General features: G+C 73.5%; 21 protein-coding genes. 9 read left to right on the plus strand and 12 right to left on the minus strand.

Annotation, left to right across the window (positions count from 1 at the left end):
• Positions 1 to 37 precede the first annotated feature (37 nt).
• Complete coding sequence (locus tag E4099_RS11375; protein ID WP_135338880.1) at positions 38 to 661, plus strand: DUF4291 domain-containing protein; 624 nt, start codon at positions 38 to 40, stop codon at positions 659 to 661.
• A gap of 269 nt (positions 662 to 930) precedes the next feature.
• Here E4099_RS11375 and E4099_RS11380 read toward each other — a convergent pair whose 3' ends face one another.
• Together E4099_RS11380 and E4099_RS11385 are read right to left on the minus strand one after the other, a co-directional pair.
• Positions 931 to 1926, minus strand: coding sequence for a zinc-binding dehydrogenase (locus E4099_RS11380; RefSeq protein ID WP_135338881.1), 996 nt, complete (start codon positions 1924 to 1926; stop codon positions 931 to 933).
• Positions 1927 to 2116: 190 nt separating this feature from the next.
• Positions 2117 to 3313 carry an FAD-dependent oxidoreductase gene (locus E4099_RS11385; protein ID WP_135338882.1) on the minus strand — a complete coding sequence of 399 codons (1197 nt, stop codon included), beginning with the start codon at positions 3311 to 3313 and terminating at the stop codon, positions 2117 to 2119.
• A gap of 165 nt (positions 3314 to 3478) precedes the next feature.
• On the opposite strand from E4099_RS11385, the gene E4099_RS11390 reads away from it, so the two are divergent.
• Positions 3479 to 4177, plus strand: coding sequence for a pentapeptide repeat-containing protein (locus E4099_RS11390; protein ID WP_135338883.1), 699 nt, complete (start codon positions 3479 to 3481; stop codon positions 4175 to 4177).
• 175 nt (positions 4178 to 4352) lie between these two features.
• Positions 4353 to 4820, plus strand: a complete 468-nt coding sequence (locus E4099_RS11395; protein WP_135338884.1) for a hypothetical protein — start codon at positions 4353 to 4355, stop codon at positions 4818 to 4820.
• Positions 4821 to 4863: 43 nt separating this feature from the next.
• Here the strand turns inward: E4099_RS11395 and E4099_RS11400 are convergent, their stop codons facing one another.
• From E4099_RS11400 to E4099_RS11430, 5 genes are all read right to left on the minus strand, one after another.
• Complete coding sequence (locus tag E4099_RS11400; RefSeq protein WP_135338885.1) at positions 4864 to 5361, minus strand: hypothetical protein; 498 nt, start codon at positions 5359 to 5361, stop codon at positions 4864 to 4866.
• 320 nt (positions 5362 to 5681) lie between these two features.
• Entirely contained in the window at positions 5682 to 6770 is a 1089-nt protein-coding gene (locus E4099_RS11405) for an S-(hydroxymethyl)mycothiol dehydrogenase (RefSeq protein ID WP_135338886.1), read from the minus strand.
• A gap of 139 nt (positions 6771 to 6909) precedes the next feature.
• Positions 6910 to 8523: a M4 family metallopeptidase gene (locus E4099_RS11410; protein ID WP_135338887.1), complete on the minus strand. Its 1614-nt coding sequence runs from the start codon at positions 8521 to 8523 to the stop codon at positions 6910 to 6912.
• 1222 nt (positions 8524 to 9745) lie between these two features.
• Positions 9746 to 10063 carry a DMT family transporter gene (locus E4099_RS11425; protein ID WP_135338888.1) on the minus strand — a complete coding sequence of 106 codons (318 nt, stop codon included), beginning with the start codon at positions 10061 to 10063 and terminating at the stop codon, positions 9746 to 9748.
• 45 nt (positions 10064 to 10108) lie between these two features.
• Positions 10109 to 10516 (minus strand): DMT family transporter, encoded by a 408-nt coding sequence (locus tag E4099_RS11430; protein ID WP_135338889.1) that lies wholly within the window; start codon positions 10514 to 10516, stop codon positions 10109 to 10111.
• 132 nt (positions 10517 to 10648) lie between these two features.
• On the opposite strand from E4099_RS11430, the gene E4099_RS11435 reads away from it, so the two are divergent.
• Positions 10649 to 11098, plus strand: a complete 450-nt coding sequence (locus E4099_RS11435) for a MarR family winged helix-turn-helix transcriptional regulator (protein ID WP_135338890.1) — start codon at positions 10649 to 10651, stop codon at positions 11096 to 11098.
• A gap of 121 nt (positions 11099 to 11219) precedes the next feature.
• On the opposite strand, the gene E4099_RS11440 is transcribed toward E4099_RS11435, so the two are convergent.
• Both E4099_RS11440 and E4099_RS11445 read right to left on the minus strand, forming a co-directional pair.
• Entirely contained in the window at positions 11220 to 12767 is a 1548-nt protein-coding gene (locus E4099_RS11440) for an alpha/beta hydrolase (protein ID WP_135338891.1), read from the minus strand.
• Between the two features lie 281 nt (positions 12768 to 13048).
• Entirely contained in the window at positions 13049 to 13465 is a 417-nt protein-coding gene (locus tag E4099_RS11445; protein WP_245244776.1) for a hypothetical protein, read from the minus strand.
• An 88-nt stretch (positions 13466 to 13553) separates the two neighbouring features.
• Between E4099_RS11445 and E4099_RS11450 the strand changes: the two genes are divergently transcribed.
• Positions 13554 to 14582 carry a phosphotransferase family protein gene (locus tag E4099_RS11450; RefSeq protein ID WP_135338893.1) on the plus strand — a complete coding sequence of 343 codons (1029 nt, stop codon included), beginning with the start codon at positions 13554 to 13556 and terminating at the stop codon, positions 14580 to 14582.
• 108 nt (positions 14583 to 14690) lie between these two features.
• Here the strand turns inward: E4099_RS11450 and E4099_RS11455 are convergent, their stop codons facing one another.
• On the minus strand, positions 14691 to 15266 hold the full coding sequence (locus tag E4099_RS11455) for a TerD family protein (protein WP_135338894.1): 576 nt from the start codon (positions 15264 to 15266) through the stop codon (positions 14691 to 14693).
• A 193-nt stretch (positions 15267 to 15459) separates the two neighbouring features.
• On the opposite strand from E4099_RS11455, the gene arfB reads away from it, so the two are divergent.
• Together arfB and E4099_RS11465 are read left to right on the plus strand one after the other, a co-directional pair.
• Positions 15460 to 15921 carry an alternative ribosome rescue aminoacyl-tRNA hydrolase ArfB gene (gene arfB / locus E4099_RS11460; RefSeq protein WP_135338895.1) on the plus strand — a complete coding sequence of 154 codons (462 nt, stop codon included), beginning with the start codon at positions 15460 to 15462 and terminating at the stop codon, positions 15919 to 15921.
• 280 nt (positions 15922 to 16201) lie between these two features.
• Positions 16202 to 17092, plus strand: a complete 891-nt coding sequence (locus tag E4099_RS11465; RefSeq protein ID WP_135338896.1) for a hypothetical protein — start codon at positions 16202 to 16204, stop codon at positions 17090 to 17092.
• 110 nt (positions 17093 to 17202) lie between these two features.
• Here E4099_RS11465 and E4099_RS11470 read toward each other — a convergent pair whose 3' ends face one another.
• A complete protein-coding gene (locus E4099_RS11470) occupies positions 17203 to 17757 on the minus strand; it encodes a flavin reductase family protein (protein ID WP_280923498.1) in 555 nt (184 codons plus the stop codon).
• Positions 17758 to 18133: 376 nt separating this feature from the next.
• Here E4099_RS11470 and cdgB point away from each other — a divergent pair, with 376 nt between their 5' ends.
• Positions 18134 to 19771 carry a diguanylate cyclase CdgB gene (cdgB, locus tag E4099_RS11475; RefSeq protein ID WP_135338897.1) on the plus strand — a complete coding sequence of 546 codons (1638 nt, stop codon included), beginning with the start codon at positions 18134 to 18136 and terminating at the stop codon, positions 19769 to 19771.
• 214 nt (positions 19772 to 19985) lie between these two features.
• The gene (locus tag E4099_RS11480; protein WP_135338898.1) at positions 19986 to 21017 is read left to right on the plus strand and encodes a carbohydrate-binding protein; all 1032 of its coding nucleotides are present in this window, start codon (positions 19986 to 19988) and stop codon (positions 21015 to 21017) included.
• Between the two features lie 119 nt (positions 21018 to 21136).
• On the opposite strand, the gene E4099_RS11485 is transcribed toward E4099_RS11480, so the two are convergent.
• Positions 21137 to 21563: class II fructose-bisphosphate aldolase (locus tag E4099_RS11485; protein ID WP_209446592.1), on the minus strand; the 427-nt coding region annotated here is incomplete at its 5' end.

A 21563-nucleotide genomic window follows, 5' to 3' on the forward strand; every position in this document is an offset into this window, starting at 1 on the left:
GTATAAGGGACAGCCCCGTACCCCGCACCCTGGGCGGGTGGCAGAACCCAAGCACCAGATCCGCGCGGTGCACACCGCGAGCACCATCACCGTCTACCAGGCCTACGCACCGGGGATCGGCCTGCCTGCCGCGCGCGACGGCCGGTTTCCGGCTGCCTGGAAGCGGGAGCGGATGACCTGGATCAAGCCCTCGTTCCTGTGGATGATGTACCGCTGCGGCTGGGGTGCCAAGCAGGACCAGGAGACCGTCCTGGCCGTCGAGATCACCCGCGAGGGCTTCGAGTGGGCGCTGCGGCACGCCTGCCTCTCGCACTACGAGCCCGGCACCCACGCCGACCCCGCCGACTGGAAGCGGCGGCTCAAGCGGTCCCCGGCCCGCGTCCAGTGGGACCCCGAGCGGGACCTGCGGCTCCAGCCGCTTCCGCACCGCTCGCTCCAACTCGGCCTCTCCGGCGAGGCGTCCCGGCGGTACGCCGACGAGTGGACGGTCGGCATCACCGACGTCACCGGGCTGGCCCGGGAGATCCACGCCCTGGTACGCGCCGGCGACCTGCCCGCCGCCACCCGGCTGTTGCCGGCGGAGCGGCCCTACCCCGCGGCCCCGGAACTGCTCGCCCCACTGCTCCCCCCGAACGCGGAGGCCGAAGCCCTGGTCCGCTGAACGGGGCGGCCGGCAGACCCCGAGCGCGCTGCCGACCGGGCGTCCCCTCGGCCTGTGCGTCCCGCCCATCCGGACCTCCCGACAGCCCGGGCGTACCGCCGACCCAGGCGTACCGCCGACCCAGGCGTACCGCTGACCCAGGCGTACCGCTGACCCCGACGTACCGCCGACCCCGACGTACCGCCGACCCAGGCGCCCCTCCGACCGGGGTCCGGTTGGTCCGGGGCGCAGGGCGCCCGGGACGGATCCGGCCCGCGCCCCATGCGCCGCTAGGGAACCAGCACCACCTTCCCCATCGTCCCCCGGTTCTCCAGCGCGCGGTGGGCCGCGGCGGCCTCGGCGAGGGGGAAGCTGTGGACGGCGGGGACGAGGCGGCCGGCGGCCAGGGCGGACAGTGCGGCCTCCTCCAGGTCGCGCGGGCCGGTGGGGGAGCCGAGGAGCAGCTCGCGCCACTCGGGGCTGCCGAGGATGGTCTTGGAGACGATGCCGCGTTCGGCCAGCTCCTGCTCGCTGAACTCCAGGGGCCCGCCGGCGGACCAGCCGTAGACCAGGTGCCGCCCGCCGGGAGCGAGCAGGCCGACCGCGTCCCGGGCCGGGGCGCCGCCCACCGAGTCGAAGACCACGGTGGCCCGGTTGCCGCCGAGTGCGGTACGGGCCTGGTCGGCCCAGTCGTCGGCGGTGTAGTCGAAGGCGTGGTCGGCGCCGAGCTCCAGCGAGCGCCGCACCTTGGCCGGTCCGCCGGCCAGCGCGAGCACGGTGGCGCCCAGGTTCTTGGCGTGCTGGACCAGCAGGTTGCCGATGCCGCCCGCGGCGGCGGTGACCACCACCACGTCCTCCGCGGTGAGGTCGGAGAAGTGCAGTACGGCCAGGGTGGTGCGGCCGGTGCCGATCATCGCGACGGCCTGGTCCTCACGGACCCCCTCGGGGAGTTCGTGCAGGCGGTCCACCGAGGTCACGGCCTTCTCCGCGTAGCCCCCGGGGACCATGCCCAGGTGGGCCACCACCCGGCGACCCAGCCAGCGCGGGTCCACCCCCTCGCCGAGCGCCTCCACGGTGCCGGCCACCTCGCGGCCGGGGATGGTGGGAAGCTCCGGCGCGCCGTGGAGGGTGCTGCTCTCGCCCTGCCGCAGCGCGGTGTCCAGCAGGTGCACCCCACAGGCGGCCACCGCGATCCTGACCTGGCCCGCGGCCGGCTCGGGGTCCTCGACCCGCTCGTAGACCAGGTTCTCGGCGGGTCCGAAGGCGTGCAGACGGATGGCGTGCATGGGGTTCTCCTTGGCGGCGTTCGAGGGGCGGTGCGGCGCATGGGCGGACCACGCGCCGCGGTGCGGGTGTACGGACAGGACCGCGCGCCCTCGCACGGACCCGCCGAACTCCGGAGTGGCCGCCCGGGCGCGCGATGTCATGCGCCCGATCCTCATACTTGAACCGTGGTTCAAGTCAACGGTCCGATGATCATTGGCCGGTTCCTCCCGCCCGTACGGTCCGAGCCAGGGAGGCCCGGGCCAGCCCGCCCAGGGCCAGGGTGACCGCCTCCAGCGCGCTGTTGAACGACACCTCGCTGAGGATCCCGGGCGCGGCCACCGCGTCGCCCGCCAGATACACCCCGTCCCCGCGCCGCACCGCCGGGCGGTCCCGCCAGGTGGTGCCGGGCAGGTCCAGCGCCCCGGTCCGGCCGTCCGCCATCGCCGTGCGGCGGAAGACCGTACGCTCCCGCCAGCCGGGGAACCCGGCGTCCAGGATCCGCTCGGCGCGCGCCACTCCGTCCGCCTTGCCCTCCCCGGGCCCCACCGGGAGCTGGGCCTGGATCAGCTCCTCGCCCGCCGGCGCCAGGGTGCGGTCCTGCGCGGTGAAGCGCTCCAGCCAGGCGGGCACGTCCAGCCCGGCGATCACGAACGGCTCGGCCCGCCGGTGCTCCAACGCCAGGTCCACCAGCACCGTGCGCCCGCTTGGCCAGACCAGCGAGGGGTCGTCGAGCAGTCTGCGGGCGGCGGCCGGCGAGGTCGCCACGATCACCGGGCCGTGGCCGGACGGCAGCTGGTCCAGGGAGTCGATCCGGCTGGCGGTCTCGATCCGCACGTCCAGGGCGCGGGCGTACATGGCCATCCGCTCGACGAACCGGCCCCAGCCGCCGCGCACATAGCGGGCCTCGGGCCGCAGCTTCACATTGCGCCGCAGCCGCTCCTGGACGAAGGCGGCGGACAGCAGGCCGGCGTCGTGGTGGAACAGGTTGACCGCGAGGTAGTTGGCGGCGGCCCGCATCCCCGCCTCGCCGACCCTGGACGTCGCCCAGTCGGCGAAGGAGGCGTCCACCGGCGCGTCCTTGTGGCGCGCCAGCCGCAGCAGGGCCATCGGCGGCACCTTGCGCAGGGCGCCGTCCCGGTAGAAGCGGAAGCGGGTGCCCTCCCGGAAGGGGAGCGGGGCCAGCGGGCCGATCAGGTTCCGGCTCTTCAGCCAGGGCCAGTGCGGGCCGCCCTGGTAGAGCGCGTGCGGGCCCTCGTTGGTGCCGTAGGCCCCGGCGGCGGTGCGCGCCCGGCCGCCCAGGGTGTGGTGGGCCTCGTACAAGGTCACCTGGGTGCCCGCCTCGGCGGCGGAGATGGCCGCGGTGAGTCCGGCGAAGCCGCCGCCGATCACGGTGATGTGCTTCCGCATGGTCCGACCTCTCGTGTGCTGCTCTCCTCACCCGCCCGTGGTCGGGAGGGGCACCGATACGACGGTCCGGCGCGGCCCGGATGTGACATCGGGCGGCTGTCAGTGGTGTACGTCACGATGGTCTGCGGCAGCTGGTGGCGAGCGGGAAGCGGAGGGTGGTGCCCCATGGCGGCGCGGCACGGTGGTCGGGGCGGCCGGTCGGCGGGGCGTGGGAGGGAGGCGGTGCGGCGGCCGGAGGTGGTGCTGCCGCCGCTGCGGGCCTTCGACGGGCCCGGGCTCGAACCGGAGGGCGACTACGACGGGCTGGAGTTCGCCGACCTCGACCTGGGCGGGCAGCACGGGCCGGGCGCCCGCTTCCTGGACTGCGCGCTGCGCCGCGCCGGCCTGGACGAGGCGGGGCTGAGCCGGGCCCGTTTCATCGACTCGGTGCTGGTGGAGGTGCGGGGGGTGGGCGCCGACCTGTCCGGGGCCACCCTGCGCGACGTGGAGCTGCGGGACGCCAGGCTGGGCGGGATCCAGCTGCACGGGGCGCGCCTGGAGCGGGTGCTGGTGCGCGGCGGGAAGCTCGACTACCTCAATCTGCGGTCGGCGGCGCTGCGGGATGTGGTCTTCGAGGACTGCGTACTGGTCGAGCCGGACTTCGGCGGGGCCCACCTGGAGCGCGTCGCCTTCCCCGGGTGTGAGCTGCGCGGCGCGGACTTCAGCGGGGCCCGGATGTCCGGGGCGGATCTGCGCGAGGCGGCCCGGGTGGACATCGCCCGCGGGGTGGACGCCCTGGCCGGCGCGCTCATCACCCCGGACCAACTCCTGGAACTGGCCCCGGTCTTCGCCGCACACCTCGGCGTACGCGTGGAGCCCACATAGCCCGATTCCACCGGCCTCCCCGGCCGCCGCCGCGCCCGCGCCACCGTGTCCGTATCGCCACCGGCCCCCTGCGACCGCCGATGCCCACCGCGCCAGCGTCCGCGTCCGTATCGCCGCTCGCCCCCGATCCCCCGATCACCGGCGCCCGAGCGCCCGCCTGTGGTCGGCTGCTGCCATGGCAGCGATCTGGACAACCGCCGTAGCCGTGCTGGGCACCCTGCTGGGCTCCACCGTCACCCACGTCTTCCAGCGCCTCGCCTCCCGGCGCGGGGAGCTGTTCGCGCGGTCCGAGGCGCTCCGGCAGGAGCGCATAGCCGTGTACGGTGCGTTCGCCGCCGCGCTGGAGGGGTACCGCCACGGCCAGGCGGACCGCTGGTACCGCAGGCTGGAGGACCTGGAAGGAGCGGCGTTCCTCAGTGCCCGCGATGAGGCGCACCGGCTCAGGACAGCCGCCCGGCAAGCGCTCTACCAGGTGAAACTGCTCACCGACGACCCAGAGGTGGTCCTCGCGGCAGAGCGGGCCTACCGCCGCACCTGGGATGTGTCCAACGCCCGGGACCAGGCGGACCGGGACACCCGGGACACCAGGGCCAGAGAGGCCATCGAGGATTTCGTGTCCCGCGCCGCCCCCCTGGTCCGCTGAGCGGCCGGGCACCCCGGGGGGTCGATGCGGCGGCTCCCGTGACTCACACGCGGGGGAAGCGGGAGAGCAGGTCCCAGATGATCGGGTTGTCGCCCAGGCCCTCGTGCATGTCGGTGAGGTCGGCGACCAGGTCGTGCAGGAAGTCGCGGGCCTCGCGGCGCAGCGCGGCGTGGTTGAAGGTCAGCGGGGGCTCCTCCAGCGGCACCCAGTCCGCGGTGACGTCCACCCAGCCGAAGCGGCGCTCGAAGAGCATCCGGTCGGCGGACTCGGTGAAGTCCAGCTCCGCCTGCTGCCGGCGCGCGGAGCGGCTGCCCTGCGGGTCGCGGTCCAGCCGCTCCACGATGTCGCACAGCGCCCAGGCGAAGTCGAGCACCGGCACCCATCCCCAGGCTGTGGACAACTCCTGGTCCTTCTGGGTGTCGGCGAGATAGACGTCCCCGCAGAACAGGTCATGCCGCAGGGCGCGCACATCCGCCCTGCCGTAGTCGGTCTGCGGGGGGTCCGGGAAGCGCCGGGACAGGGAGTAGCCGAGGTCGATCACGTAATCGATGGTCCCATGGCCGACCCCCGCGAGGGGCCGCGCGAGCCCGCCGGCCCGGAACTCGCCGGAGGCACCCGCCCCAGACCGTTCAGTGGCGCGGGGCGGCCGGTAGGCGAACTCGCCTCCATCTCGCGGCGTGCCGACCGCCCCCGTCTCGGCCCGAGGGCCGAGACGGGGCAGGCCCGCCCCGTCGGCCGTGCGAGCCCGACCCGCCGCGTCCGGGCCTGGGCCACCCCGGACCCCGGCCCGGAGCCCGGCAGGCCCGCACGTCCTACGCCGACACGCCCCCGCCTCCCGGCAGACGCCCGTAGGCGCCGACGTCAGTCCAGCGTCACCACGGACCGCAGGACCTCGCCGCGCTGCATGCGGTCGAACGCGGCCTCCACGCCGTCCAGCTCGATCGTCTCGCTGACGAAGGCGTCCAGGTCCAGCCGTCCCTGCTGGTAGAGGTCGATCAGCAGGGGGAAGTCGCGGGACGGCAGGCAGTCGCCGTACCAGGAGGACTTCAGGGCGCCGCCGCGGCCGAACACGTCCAGGAGCGGCAGCTCCAGCTTCATCTCCGGGGTGGGTACGCCGACCAGCACCACGGTGCCGGCCAGGTCGCGGGCGTAGAACGCCTGCCGGTAGGTCTCCGGGCGGCCGACGGCCTCGATGACCACGTCCGCGCCGTGCCCGCCGGTCAGCTCCTGGATCGCGGCCACCACATCGGTGTCCTTGCCGTTGACGGTGTGGGTGGCGCCCAGCTTCCGGGCCCACTCCAGCTTCCGCTCGTCCAGGTCCACCGCGATGATCTTCGCCGCGCCGGCCAGCCGGGATCCGGCGATGGCCGCGCTGCCCACGCCGCCGCAGCCGATGACCGCCACCGAGTCACCCCGGCCGACGTTCCCGGTGTTGATGGCGGCACCGATGCCCGCCATCACCCCGCAGCCCAGCAGGCCGGCCGCGGCGGGCGAGGCGGCCGGGTCCACCTTGGTGCACTGCCCGGCCGCGACCAGGGTCTTCTCCGCGAAGGCGCCGATGCCCAGGGCGGGGGAGAGGGGGGTGCCGTCGGTCAGCGTCATCGGCTGGGTGGCGTTGTGGGTGGCGAAGCAGTACCAGGGGCGGCCCCGCCGGCAGGCCCGGCACTGCCCGCACACCGCGCGCCAGTTGAGGATCACGAAGTCCCCGGGCGCCACCTCGGTGACCCCGTCGCCCACCGACTCCACGATGCCGGCGGCCTCGTGCCCGAGCAGGAAGGGGAACTCGTCGTTGATGCCGCCCTCGCGGTAGTGCAGGTCGGTGTGGCAGACGCCGCACGCCTGGATCTTCACCACCGCCTCACCGGGTCCCGGGTCCGGGATGACGATCGTCTCGATCCTGACCGGCTCGCCCTTGCCGGGAGCCACCACGCCGCGTACCTGTTGTGTCATGGAGGCAGCCTAAGCGGCGGCTCCGGAAGAGCAGAACGGGCCGCACGGGGGATCCCCCGTGCGGCCCGTTCCCGGCCGGTGGGCCGAGGCTCGGGGCCGCGGACGCGTGCCGCCCGCGACCCTGGCGCTCAGCGCTCGGTCACTTGACGTTGACGCCGGTCCAGGCCGCCGCGACGGCCTGGTACTCGGCGCTGGACGCGCCGTACAGGTCGGACGCCGCGCTCAGCGTCGCGGTCCGCGCACCGGAGTAGCTGGTGGTCGAGGTCATGTAGGTGGTCAGCGCCTTGTACCAGATCTTCTCGGCCTTGTCCCGGCCGATGCCGGTGACCGTGGACCCGCTGTAGGTCGGGCTGTTGTAGCTGACGCCGTTGATGGTCTTGGCGCCGCTGCCCTCGCTCAGCAGGTAGAAGAAGTGGTTGGCGACACCGGACGAGTAGTGCACGTCCAGCCGGCCGACGCTCTTGGACCAGTAGTCCGCGGACGCGCCGTCCTTGGAGGGCTTGTCCATGTAGCGCAGCGGGGTGCCGTCGCCGTTGATGTCGATCTTCTCGCCGATGAGGTAGTCGCCCGCGTCGGACGAGTTGTTGGCGTAGAACTCGACGGAGGTGCCGAAGATGTCCGAGGTGGCCTCGTTGAGGCCGCCGGACTCGCCGCTGTAGCGCAGACCCGCGGTGTTGGCGGTGACGCCGTGGCTCATCTCGTGCGCCGCCACGTCCAGGGAGGTGAGCGGGTTGGCGTTGCCGTAGCCGTCGCCGTAGGTCATGCAGAAGCAGCTGTCGGACCAGAAGGCGTTGACGTAGTTGCTGCCGTAGTGGACGCGCGAGTAGGAGCCCACGCCGTCGTTCTTGATGCCGTTGCGGCCCATGACGGACTTGTAGAAGTCCCAGGTCACGGCGGCGCCGTAGTGGGCGTCCACGGCGGCGCTCTGGCGCCCGCCGCCCCACGTGTCGTCGGCGTCGTTGAACAGGGTGCCGGTGCCGGAGGTCCCCTGGTTCAGGTCGTAGGTCTTGTGGCCGCCGCGCGCCCCGTCCTTGAGGTCGTAGCCGCTGGTGCCCGGGGTGGTGGTGAGCGGCACGGTGCCGTTGTAGTCACCGGTGCCGGTGCCGGTCTCGATGGCCTCGTCGGTGAACAGCTGCTTGCCGGTGGCCGCGTCGGTGACCACGTGCAGCTCGCTCGGCGTGCCGTCGGGCTGGACACCGTTGACCACGGTCTCCCAGGCCAGGACCGGCTTGCCGTCCGCGGCCCAGACGACCTTGCGCGGGGCCTCGCCGGCGGTCTTGGTGTCCTTGGCCGCGGCGGCGGCCTTCAGCGCGGACTTCTTGGCGGTGGCGGCGGGCAGCTCGGCGCTGGTGCTGGGCACCGATATCCGCGCCGAGACGGCCTTGGTGACGCTGCGCTTGCCGTCCTTCTTGGCGTGCACCACGAGGTCGCCGCCGAGCACCGGCAGTCCGTCGTAGGTGCGCTCGTAACGGGTGTGGACCGTGCCGTCCGCGTCCTTGATGACGTCCCGGACGACGAGCTTCTCCTTGGCGCCCAGCCCGAGGGCGGTGGCCTCGGCCGGGGCGTCGGCCTGCGCGGCCTTGATCGCGGTGGCGCGGGCGTTGGCGCTCAGCGGCAGGGCCGAGGCACCGGTCGCGTGGCTGTCGGCGCTGGCCGACGCGGTCTGCACGCCGATCGCGACCATCGCGGCGGAGGCGACCAGGGCGGCGCCGCGGATGACGTTCTTGCGCGGGGAGGAAGCGTTGGGTCTCACTCAGTCTCCTTGCACGGGGCCGCGCGGGTGCGGCCGTGGGGGGCGGACGGCCTGGGTGGGGCCGTCCGGTGGTGCACAAGTGATGCCGGTCGTCCGCGTGGTGCCGGTCCCGCATGGGGTGCGGGCGGTACCGAGGTACGCGTACGGGTACGCGGCCTGCTCCCGTGCCGGGGAGGCGCATGAGCGGGCCGACCAGAGAGTGACATCAATTGACGGCTTTCGACAGATCGGTAACGAGAATTTGACCTTCAGGTGTTCGCTGGGGTTCCTATTCCGTCCGCTATGTGGCGAACGGCCCAGCAAAGGTCCGGACTTGAAGGTGAACGGAAAACCGCGGCATTCCGCTATTCGGACAGATTCCGATGTCCTGGCGAGGTCGTCCGCGAGCCCCCACGCGGGTCTGACGCGCCGACAGGCCGTGCGTGGCCCGGCTGGGTGCGAGGTGGGGGTGTGCCGCCGTCACGCGGGGAGGAAGCCCCGGGCGGCCGGAAAAAAGAAAAGGAAAGGAGATCGATCGCCCCTTTCCGTACTCAATGTATAGCGCATGGGGGGCATTGCGGCAAGACCCCGGACATGCCGAAGAATCGCCCGTCGAAGCAGGAATCCATGGAAACGGGAATCACGAAATGCCTGTGCTGTTGGCGACGTACGGGTCGCGCGGGGACGTCCGACCGCTGGCCGGACTCGCCCTGCCCTTAGGGGAATTCGGCGCCGAGGTACGGGTGTGCGCGCCTCCGGACGAGGACTTCGAGCGGCTGCCGGCCGGCACCGGCGCGCGGCTGGTGCCGGTCGGCCCCTCGGCACGCGAGCTGACGCGGGTGGCGCCTCCGCCGTCATCCCTGCCCCGGGTACGCCGCCGAGCTGATCGCCACGCAGTTCGAGGTGGTCGCGGCGGCGTAGGGGTTGGGGATCGGTGCGGCACACGACGGCCCGACGCCGACCCTCGCCTCCCTGTCGGCCGCGCTCGGGACGGCCCTGGCGCCCGGGACCCGCGCCCGGGCCACCGCCGCGGCCGGCCTGATCCGCCCCGAGGGGGCCACGATCGCCGCCGGGCCGCTGTTCGACGCGGCCGGCGCCCGAGGCCCGTCCGGGTGGGGTGCGCGGGCCGGCTGACCGCCGGCGGCCCCGCACCGGCGGCGGGGCCGCGCCCCGGTCGGAGGCGCTGGGCCCGGGCCGCGCCGGTCGTACGGGACCCGCGCCCGCGCCCGTACGGTCCCCGCCGTCAGCCGGCGGCGACCCGCAGGGTGATGACTCCGGCGATGATCGCGAGAAAGGAGAGGAGCTTGGGCAGGGTGATCCGCTCCTTGTAGATCACCGAACCCAGCACCACCGTGCCGATGGACCCGACGCCGGTCCAGATGGTGTACCCGACGCCCACGTCCAGGGTGCGCAGCGCCAGGCTGAGGGTGAAGATGCCGCCGGCCGCGGCGATCAGGGTGAAGACGGAGGGCCACAGTCTGGTGAAGCCCTGGGTGGCGTTGGTGCCGAGTGCGAAGGCGATCTCGAAGACGACGGCGATCGAGAGGAAGGCCCAGGCCATGGGAGAGGTTCCTTTCCGAAGGGTGGGGTGGTCGGCGGGGTGCGCTCAGGCGGCGAGCGCGTCGCGGTCCGGTGCCGGCCGGCTCGGCGGCCCGTTCTGGGGCTGGGGCCGCTGGTCCGGTGCCTGCCGGGCGGCCAGGGTGTCCGCGAGCTTGAGGCCGAGGACGCCGCCGATGATCAGGACGAAGGCCAGCACCTTCCAGCCGTTGATCGCCTCGTCGAAGATCACGGTGCCCAGCACCACCGTGCCGACGGACCCGATCCCGGTCCACACCGTGTAGCCGACACCCACGTCCAGGGTGCGCAGCGCCAGGCTGAGGAAGAAGATCCCGCCCGCCGCCGCGGCGGCGGTGAGCAGGGACGGGCCGAGTTCGGTGAAGCCGTGGGTGGCATTGGTGGCGAGGGCGAAGACCACCTCGAAGACCGACGCGATGAGCAGATAGATCCAGGCCATGAAGGAACCCCCTGTTTGCATGTACGTGCAACTACTTGCTGGAGAGAAGCATGCACATGCAAGTAAGCTGGCGTCAACCGCATTCGGCGCCGGACCCGCTCCGTCCCGCGCCGCTCGACCGAGGAGAGGCCCATGCCCGCAGCCACCGCCCAACCAGGCCCGGCCGACGCGGAGATGTGGAACCGGGTGCTCTCCCTGTACGCGCGGGTGGAGAACCGCCTGGGGGCCGCCCTCCAGCGCCACCACGGTCTGGGGCTGTCCGAGTACCGGGCTCTGGGGCACCTGGCCGCGGCCCCCGGCAAGGAGCTGCGGATGCAGGAGCTGGCCGGCCGACTCGGCCTCAACCAGAGCTCGGTGACCCGGCTGGTCGGGCGGCTCAACGCGGCCGACCTCACCTTCCGCGACCTGTGCCCGGACGACAAGCGCGGCGCCTACACGGTCCTCAAGGAGACCGGCCGCACCCGCCACGAAGAGGCCCGCACGACCTACGAGCAGACCCTCACGGCGGCCCTGGACGAGGCGGCCGAGTCCGACCCGGCCGCCGCCGCCCTGGTGCGGTCGCTCCGTGGCGACGGCGGCTGATCGGGGGACGCGCCTGCCCTTGCCGGGAGGGGGGTTTCGCCGGGGCGGGCGCTTGCCGGGAGGTGCGTGTGCCCGGGCGGGCCCTCGGTGGGACGTGCCCTCGCCGGGATGGGCTCCAGGGCTACGCCGCGCAGCTCGGGTCCTGTGCGGGGAGCCGACCCGTGCGCAGGTAGGCGTTGACGCGTTCGTCGACGCAGGTGTTGCCGTACTCGCCGTACAGGCCGTGCTGGCGGGCGCCCTCCACGGTGAGCAGCCGGGAGCTCGGCCACTGCTCGTGCACGGCCTGGGCGCCGTCGTAGAGGGTGCGCGGGTCGCGGGTGGCGGAGACGAGCAGGGCCGGGACGTCGTTGTCCACCACGGTCGGCGCCTCGGCGGGCCGGTCCCAGAACTCGCAGGGGGTGATGTTGTTGGCCAGCGGTCCGGTGAGGGGGGACTGCTCGCGGGACTCCTCGACGGCACGCCAGTAGCTGGCCACGCCGCGCCGCTCGGCCACGTCGCCGCAGATGATCGCGGTCATCTGGCTGGCGGGGGCAGAGCCCGCTTCGGTCAGCAGGAACTCCAGCTGCCCGGCGAGCGCTTCGGACGGCTCGACCGGCTCCCGGTCCGCGGCGCGCGCCAGGAGGCTGACGGTGGCGGCCAGGTCGGCGCGCCGCCCGTCGAGGTCGCTGCCGAGGCCGCCGATCAGGAGGGCGGGGAGGAGGTGCTCGTCCAGCTGGTACGCCTTCCCGATCCGCAGCGGCTCGCGCGCGGCGGCGTCGAGGATGTGGTCCACCGTCGCCAGGACCTCGGCGCGGGTGGCGCCCAGTCCGTAGGTGCGGTGCCGTGCGGCGGCCCAGGACGCCCAGGCGCGCAGGGCCTCCTCGTTGGCCGCCTCGGCGCCGTGCAGCAGCGTCTGGCTGTAGTACTTCGGGGAGCTGACGCCGTCGAGCACCATGCGGTCGGTGCGGCCGGGGAAGAGCTCCGTGTAGACCTGGCCGAGGTAGCTGCCGTAGGAGTAGCCGAGGTAGGACAGGGTGTCCTCGCCGAGGGCGGCGCGGATGACGTCCATGTCGCGGGCGGTGTTGCGGGTGGTGACGTACGGCAGCACGTCGCCCTGGGTGCGCTCGCACTGCCCGGCCAGGTCACGCGCGAGGGCGACCTCCTCGCGGTACCCCGCCCGGTCGGTGCCCGCGGAGCGCAGGAAGGTCGATCCGAGGTTCCAGCCGCAGTCCAGCGGGGTGCTCCGGCCGACGAACCGCGGGTCCATGCCGATCAGGTCGTAGCGGCCGGCGACGTCTCCCATCACCTTCGACGTGGTCAGCGGCATATGGAGGCTGGGGCCGGCCGGTCCCCCGTCGTTGAGCAGCAGCGGGCCGACGCGATGGGCGGTGTCGGTGGCCTTCAGCCGGGATAGGGCGACGGTGATGGTGCGACCGCCGGGGTGGGCGTAGTCGAGCGGCACGGTGATGTCGGCGCAGTCGGCACCGGCGGCGTCCAGCGACCGGCCGAGCTCGTCGTCGGCTCCGAGGGCGCAGGAGTGCCAGTCGACGTGCTGGCCGTGGAAGCGGGCGAGCGGGTCCGCGGAGTCGGCGGCGGTGGCGCCGGCGGTGGCGCCGGCGGTGGTCGTCGCGGTGACGGCGAGCATCGCGGCGCACGCGGCGAAGGCCTTGACTCGTCGGGAAGTTGACATAGCCGCACGCTAGGAGCGGCGAACTCCCCGACGCACTACGGCAAACCCCCGGAACAGGGTGGGGTAGTCCCCCCAACCCGCCCTCCACGGAGGCGGGGAGCCCCCTCTGTCCCGCGAGGGCCCGCGCCGGCCTGCTCCACCGACGCATCGCGTGCGTACCCGTGCGAGGTGAAGGGCGACAGCCTTCGGCTCGGCCGAGTGGAGTTCCGTCGAGGTCGGTGGCCCACCCGGGGCCGCCTCCGCGGGGTGAACGGCCGAGGCCGCACCGGACCGGTCGCCGTTCACCGTCCCAGCCGCGGGCGGCGCCGTTTGGGCCTGGGCGGGGGTCCGTAGGCGAGGGTGAGGGCGCGGCGGACGGCCAGTCGCCCGGCGTGGCGGAACGCCCCGGCGTGGGAGTCCACCTCGTGGATGCCGAGGGCGCGGAGCACGGCGGCCACCGCCACCGGGTGTGCGGCCTCCAGCGCGGTCAGCTCCTCCCGGATGCCGAGCGCGACCGCCTGCTGGTACGCGGTCAGTTCCTCCGGTGCGAGGAAGTCGCGGGTGCGGAGGTCGGCGTGCACCTCGAACGCCACGCCGGGCTCCCCGGGTTCGAAGTCCACCGTGATCTCCGCGAAGTCCGCCGGGCAGCCGGCCTGGCGCGCGTACACGGCGCGGACGTCCCGGAGCGGGCGGGGCGGGAAACTCGGCTCCTGCTGCACGGGGCCACGGTAGTCGGGGCGGGCCCGAGCGGCGGTCGGCGGACGGGCCCTCTCCCGCGACGGCCGGGCGGGGGTGAGGATGGGGCGCATGACGTCGAAGCTGCCCCTCGGGGAGGAGCTGCGGGCCCGGTTGGGGCAGCCGCGCAGGGTGCGGAGGCTGGAGAGCAGTCCGCGGTCACGGGTCTGGCGGGCCGAGTTGGCCGGTGTGCCGGTGGTGGTCAAGCGACTCGTGGACGCGCCGGAGGCCGATGACCGGTACGCCCGCGAGGTCGCCGCGCTGGGGCTGGCGGCCCGGGTGGATCCGCCGGTGGCGCCCAGGCTCCTGGGGGCCGATCCGGTCGAGCGGGTGCTGGTGCTGGAACGCCTGGAGCACCGGCGGCCCGGCGAGGACTGGGTGGTCGACTACGCGGCGGCGCTGGCCCGGCTGCACGCGGCCGGCCGCGACGCCGACGCGGGCGCCCTCCCGGTCTGGTCCGGCCCGACCCTGGACGATGTCGCGTCCTTCCTCGGGCTGGCCGAGGCGCTCGGGGTGGCGGTGCCCTCCGGGGTGGAGGCGGAGCTGGAGGGACTGGTGGAGCGGCTGGGCCGGGCGGCGGGCCGGGCCCTGCTGCACGGTGACCCCTGCCCGGGGAACGACATGCACACCAGCGGCGGCATCCGGTTCATCGACTTCGAACAGGCGGCGCTGGGCAACGGGCTGATGGAGCTGGCCTACCTGCGGATCGGGTTCCCCACCTGCTGGTGTTCCACCGCCGTGCCCCAGCCGAGGCTCGAGGCCGCGGAGGCCGCGTACCACGAGGCGTGGCGCGCCGCGACGGGCACCGAGGTCGAGGGCGACATGGCCGACGCCTGCGCCGGCTGGCTGCTGCGTGGGGACGCGCTGGTCCAGCGGGCCCACCGGGGAACCGCGGACCACCTGGCCGAGATCCCGAGCCGGGACTGGTCCTGGGGTACGGCGACGGCTCGTCAGCGGCTCGCGCACCGCCTGGAGGTGGTCGGCCGGTCGGCGGGGGAGGGCGGCGAGCCGACCGGGCTGGGGCGGCTGGCCACCGCCGTGCGGGCGAACATGCTCACCCGCTGGCCCGGGCTCAGGCCGCTGCCCTCGCGGCGGCCGTGAGGGCGGGCCGTAGGTCCCCCGCCGGGGGCAGGGGGACCTACGTGCGAGACGGTGCCCCAGGGGCACCTACGGCGTCGGGCCCGGGGACCGTCAGCCGCTCGGGGAACCTCAGACGTTGACGCCGAAGTCCGTCGCGATGCCCACGAGGCCGGAGGCGTAGCCCTGGCCGACGGCACGGAACTTCCACTCGGCGCCGTGGCGGTAGAGCTCGCCGAAGACCATGGCGGTCTCGGTGGCGGCGTCCTCGCTCAGGTCGTAGCGGGCGATCTCGGCGCCGCCGGCCTGGTTCAGGATGCGGATGTAGGCGTTCCGCACCTGGCCGAAGTTCTGGCTGCGGGACTCGGCGTCGTAGATGGAGACCGGGAAGACGATCTTCTCGATGTCCGCCGGCAGGCCGGCCAGGTTGACGTTGATCTGCTCGTCGTCGCCCTCGCCCTGGCCGGTGAGGTTGTCACCGGAGTGGACGATGGTCTGGTCCGGGGTGGCCTTGTTGTTGAAGAAGACGAAGTGCGCGTCGGAGTAGACCTTGCCGGTCCCGTTGACCGCGATGGCACTGGCGTCCAGGTCGAAGTCGGTGCCGGTGGTGGTGCGGACGTCCCAGCCGAGGCCGACCGTGACGGCGGTGAGGCCCGGCGCCTCCTTGGTGAGCGAGACGTTGCCGCCCTTGGACAGGCTTACAGCCATGGGGAGTCCCCTTCGTGTTCGTTTCGTCGGGCTTCGTACCTTGGACGAAGCTACCGTCACCCGTCACAACGCGAAGGGGGGAGTGAGAGGTTCCTTCTCTCTTTACTCTCTTTGCCAATCTCTGATGCCGAGGTGCCCTGGCGCCGGGGAAATGAGGGTGACGGGGCGGCCTGGAGGGGGGACCATGGGGGTCATGTCCGGTTCTGCGCGAGGGTCCGGGGGGAGCCTCCCCGGCAGGTACACCATCCGCGGCTCGGTCTCCCTGCCGGAGGCCGAGCTGATGTGGCGTTTCTCGCGCTCCTCGGGCCCCGGCGGCCAGCACGTCAACACCAGCGACAGCCAGGTGGAGCTGCGCTTCGACCTGGCGGCCACCGACGCGCTGCCGCCGGTGTGGAAGGAGCGCGCGCTGGAGCGGCTGGCCGGCCGGCTGGTCGACGGGGTGGTGTCGGTACGGGCCTCCGAGCACCGTTCCCAGTGGCGCAACCGGGAGGCCGCCATGGTGCGGCTCGCCGCGCTGCTGGCCGAGGCGACCGCGCCGCCGCCCAGGCCGCGCCGGCCCACCCGGATTCCCCGGGGCATCAACGAACGCCGGTTGCGGCAGAAGAAGCAGCGCGGCGAGACCAAGCGCGGGCGCAGCGGCCGCGACTGGACCTGAGGGCCGGCGCCACCGGGTCTGAGGGTCGGAGCCACTGGACCTGAGGGTCGGCGTCACCGGGCCTGAGGGCCGGCGCCCGGCGCGCCTCGACCCGGGGGGGACGGCTCGCGGCGCCGCGCGAGGGTCCGCCGCCGGGCGGTCGGTACGGCCCGGGTGCCCGGGTTTCGGATTACGGCATTCCAGCTATTTCCCAGGCGTGTCGCGAGGCGGTCATTTCTCACGGCTGATTTTCCGTTAATTAGGACATAACGGATTCAACCCCGATGAAGAGGTGACGTGCATGTTGCAGACGATGCGCCGGGGGCTGGCGACTCTCGGCCTGCTGGGGTTGGCGCTGGCCGCCCCGGTGTCAGGTATGGCCACCGCGGCCCCACTGCCCGGCAAGGCGGTGACCGGCAACGGCGACCACGGCAGGCGTGACACCTGCACCTGCCGGGAGCGGCGGCACGACACCCGTGACGACCGGCGGCGCAAGGAGGTCCGTGACGACCGGCGGCGCAAGGAGGTCCGCAAGGGGGACAAGCGGCGGCACCAGATCCGTGACGACCGCAGGCGGACCAAGGAGACCCGCGAGGAGCGCAAGCGCCGCGAGGCCCGCGAGGAGCGCAAGCGTCGTGAGGCCCGCGAGGCGCAGCGGCGGCGCGAGGCGCAGCGGCGGCTCGCGCCCCGCAAGGTCGAGGGCCGCAAGGTCGAGGGCCGCAAGGTCGAGAGCCGGCGGACCGGGCTCCGTGAGGAGCAGGTGCGGCGGGACGACCGCCGGCGCTCCGATGCCCTGCGGCACCGGGACGAGGTGGTCCGTGTCTGCGTGTTCCGTGAGGACCGCGACCACGGCCGCGTCCACCAGCGGACCGTGCGCGACCGGAACGACGAGTACGTGGTGTACCGGTACGTCGACGGGGACAGGGTGGGCCTGCGCCCGATCGACGACCGCGGCGAGCTGTTCCGTGACGACCTCGGGCGTACGCGTACGGAGTTCGAGGCGCGCCCGATCCACGACCGCGACGAGTTCGGCGACGGGGTGGTCCGCCACCACCACGCGGAGGGCTGCTTCGAGGAGGTCCGCCGCGACCGGGATCTCGACCGCCTGGACCGCCGCGACCGGGACGAGATCCTGGAGCTCCTTGAGCACCACCGCATCCCGTTCGGCCTGACGTTCGGCCTGCTCCGCTGATCCTCACGCCTCTCGCGCGGAAGGGCCGGCCGGCCCCGGAGCGAATCGGCCCGTACGGGGCGTCCCGCGATCACGCGGGGCGCCCCGTCGGCGCGTCGGGTCGTAAGCCGTCAGGCCAGCCCGCGGTAGCGGCTGCGGAAATAGGTGAGCGGGCCGCCCTCCACACTCGGCGTCGCCGCGGTCAGCACCCGGCCCACCACCAGGGTGTGGTCCCCGGCGGTCACCCGCTGCTCGGTGCGGCACTCCAGCTGCGCCAGCGCCCCGTCGACCAGGGGCGCGCCGGAGGCCTCGCCCCTGCGATGCGGCAGGTCCTGGAAGAGCAGCCGGTCGCTGATCCGCCCCTTCATGGCGAACCGCCCGGCGATCTGCCGCTGCTGCTCGGACAGGACGGAGACCGCCCAGAGGGGCTGGCGGGCCAGCAGGTCGTCCATCCGGGACTCGGTCCGTACGCTCACCATCACCAGGGGCGGGTCCAGGGAGACCGAGACGAACGCGGTGGCCGTCATGCCGACGTCCTCGCCGGGGGCGTCCTCCGGGTCGTGCGCGGTCACCAGCACCACCCCGGCGGCCAGCCGTGACATGGCGGCGCGGAACTCGTCGTCGCTCACCCCACCAGGATGGGGCAGATCGACGGGCAGGGGCGGGGAAGTCGTTCGCTGCAACACCCCAGCACGCTAACCGGGCGGCCCCCGGCGCCGCATCGGGCCTCCGGACCAGGCGGGGCGTAGGTCCGCCGACCGAGAGGGCGGACGGAGGGCCGAGGGGTGCCCGGTGGTCCGCCGGACGGAGGTCCGCGGGGGTCCCGGTCTCCGGGCACACCGGACGAACCGGAGCACCTTGCTTCCGATTTGCTTTTCGAAAAAAACGAAGCATGCCCACAAGTGCTGTCCAGTAGAGGCATACTCGATGTGACATGAATCACAGCAGGGGGGAATTGCTGACCCTGTGTACCGGGTGCACAGCTCGCTGTGATTCAGTGGCGGTGCAATCGGACGACAAGAAGCCAGGAGTTGCTGTCGAGGTCTCGGGGGAGAGCCAGCGATGGAGACCGAGTCGGAGCCGTACATCCGCCTTGCGACCCTGCGGGAGCTGCATCAGGTGGTCGCCGAGCTGAACACCGCGCGCAGCCTCGCCGACACCCTCCAGACCGTCGCGGACGGCATAGTCTCCGGCCTCGGCTACGAACTGTCGGCCGTCAACCTCGTCCGGCCGGACGGTGACCTGGTCGTGGCGGCCGTCGCGGGCAGTGCCGGCGCCGAGGCGCTGATGGCGGGCCGGGTGGGCTCGCGGAGCTCCTGGGAGCGCCGGCTGGCCATGGGGGACCGCTGGGGCGAGCTGCGCTTCATCCCGTACACCGAGGGGTGGGTGCTGGACGAGGACGACGTCCCGCAGTGGCACACCGCCGGGCCCGCCCCGCGCTTCGCCGACGAGTGGCACCCGATGGACCGGCTGTTCGCCCCGATGTACGCCGCCGGCGCCTCCGGCGGCGAGCTGATCGGGGTGATCTCGGTGGATCGGCCGCGCAACGGACGCCGCCCCGGAGCCTGGGGCCGCGAGGCGCTCCAGATGTACTCCTTCCACGCCGCGATTGCGATCGGCAACGCCCGGCTGCGCGCAAACATGCAGCGCGCCCTGGTCCGCCTGGAGCGCGAGCAGCAGGCCCTGCGCGCCAGCGAGGAAAGCTTCCGCCAAGCGTTCGAATACGCCCCCAGCGGCATGGCCATCGCCGAACTGGGCGGCGACCAGCACGGGCGGCTGGTGCGCGCCAACGACGCGCTGTGCCGGCTGCTGGGCCGCCCCGCCTCGGTGATGCGCCGCTACTCCTTCTCCGACCTGGTGCACCCCAAGGACATCGGCACCCTGCTGCGCACCTCCGCCGAGGGCGGCCGGGCCGAACTGCGGCTGGGGCGCCGGGACGGCAGCTACGTATGGGTGTCGCTGCGCAACTCGGTGGTCGCGGACGTGGCCGACGGGCCGCGCTTCCTGCTCACCCATGTGGAGGACATCGAGGAGCGCAAGCGCCACGAGATCCAGCTCGCCCACCGGGCCAGCCATGACTCGCTGACCGGCCTGCCCAACAGCGCCGAGCTGCGCGCCCGGCTCTCCGCCCGGCTGTGCGACCACCCGCCGAACTCCGGCCGCACCGGGCGGCCGGGCGGCCCGGAGTACGTCGAGGGGTACGGCGTGGAGGGCTTCGCCACCGGCCGGCCGGCGCCCGCCGACGGCCCCTTCTTCGACCATGTGCACACCGTCGCGCCGAACGAGGAGGTGGACGACGGCCACAAGGGCCTGGCGGTGCTCTTCTGCGATCTGGACGGCTTCAAGTCGATCAACGACCGCTTCGGGCACCACACCGGTGACGCGGTGCTGATCGAGGTGGCCCGCCGACTCGCCGGCGGGGTGCGGGACGGCGACACGGTGGCCCGGCTGGGCGGCGACGAGTTCGTGGTGCTCGCCGACGGGCTGGGCCGGGCCGACGCCCAGGACCTGGCCGTGCGGCTGCGGAACGCGATCCTGCCGCCGATCCGGGTGGACGGACGGGCCGTCCGGGTGGGGGCCAGTTTCGGCATCGGATGGGCGGCTTGCGGCATGTCCGCCGATGAGGTGCTGCACTCGGCCGATCAGCGGATGTACGTCGAGAAGCGGTCCCGCTCCAAGGCCGGCCGACGAGCCGGATGACCCGCCGCGGCCCGCGTGGGCTCACCCGATCGGGGTAGGCTGCGCCGGGTCGGCGGTGTTGTCGGCGGTGAATCGATCATGAATATTGGCCATCCGGACAGCGCGGGCCCTGTTGGCCGCACCGCGGCCCTTGATATGAGCTGTCCTGCCGTGTGCACACATGACGGCGGCGCCCGGCGCCAACGGCCATAGGCATTGGAGAGTGACGAGAGGGATGACGGCCGGCAACAACGGCGCGGACGCGCCCGAGAACGACGACCCCTTCGGCTACCTGTACCGACAGGAAGGCCAGGAGGCGGACCAGCCCGGCCAGTCGGGTCAGAACGCGCCCCGCACCGGGGGCTACGGCTACCCCGGCCCCGGCACCCCGCACCAGCCCGGCGTGCCGCGCACCTCTTACAACCACGTCCGGGCGGTCGGCGAGCGCACCTACGGCGGCCAGCAGCAGCCTGGCCGGGCCCCGCAGGGCTACGGCAACGCGGGCCAGCCGGGTTACGCCCAGCCGGGCCCTGGCCAGCCCGGCTACGGTCAGCCCGGGTACGGCCAGCAGAACGCCCACTACGCGGCCCCCGAGACGCTGCCCGGGGGCGCCCCGCGCCAGCCCGCGCCGGCGCGCGGCGGTCGCGGCGGCGGTCGCGGCCCGAACACCAAGGGGCTGCTGATCGGCGCGATAGCCGTGGTCGCGGTGGTCATCGTGGGCATCGGCGCCGCGGTGCTCAACAACAACTCGGGCGACAAGAAGGACCAGGACCAGACCGGGCCGACCAAGCAGCCCACCGCCGCGCCCTCGGTCGAGCCCCGGACCCCGACCAAGAAGCCGGACAAGCCCGCGCCGCTGCCGACCCAGGACGCCTCCGGGCTCGCCCTGGCCGGCGGCGCCACCACGGCCTCCGACATCAAGGGAGCCAAGTCCGAGGGCGGCACCTACGTCGCGGGCATCAACACCCCGGGCGCGTCCGCGACCTGGACCGTGGACGTGGAGAAGACCGGCTCGTACGACATGTACGTGAGCTACGGCGTGCCCGGCGAGGACCAGGGGCTGACCCTCACGGTCAACAGCAACGCCATCGACCGCAAGATCCGCATGGACAACTTCGCGCACGCGCCCAAGGGCGACTGGGAGAAGGGCTGGACGTACACGTACTCCACCGTCCAGCTGAACAAGGGCACCAACACCCTCAAGCTGTCCTGCGAGGCCGGCGACCGGTGCAACGTCAACCTCGACCAGGTCTGGCTCAAGAAGTAACGGAGACCGAACCGGGGCCGCCCGGGCCCGGCTGATCGGCTCGGGGCGTGGACCTTCGGGCCGGTCAGGACGCGACCGGCGCCGGACCGACCGTCGGTTCCGCGCCGAGGAGCGGGGCCTCAGGCCGGGGCGTGCAGCAGGCTCAGGAAGTGCGCCACGGTCCGCGCCATCGCCTCCCGGGCGGGCCGCAGGTACTTCCGGGGGTCCACCACCGCGGCGTGCTCCGCGAGGTGGGCCCGTACCTCGCCGGTGAAGGCGGTGTTCAGGGCGGTGCCCACATTGATCTTCACCATGCCGGCGGCGACGGCCCGCCGGATCTGCTCGTCCGGCACCCCGGAGGAGCCGTGCAGCACCAGCGGCACCGGCACCGCCTCCCGCAGCCGCGCGATCAACCCGTGGTCCAGGGCGGCGGTGCGGTCGGTCATCGCATGGCTGCTGCCGACCGCCACGGCCAGCGCGTCCACCCCGGTCTCGGCCACGTACGCGGCGGCCTCCGCGGGATCGGTACGGACCCCGGGGGCGTGCGCGTCCTGCGGTGGCACGCCC

Source organism: Streptomyces palmae (genome assembly GCF_004684805.1).
GTDB classification, from domain to species: Bacteria; Actinomycetota; Actinomycetes; order Streptomycetales; family Streptomycetaceae; genus Streptomyces; species Streptomyces palmae.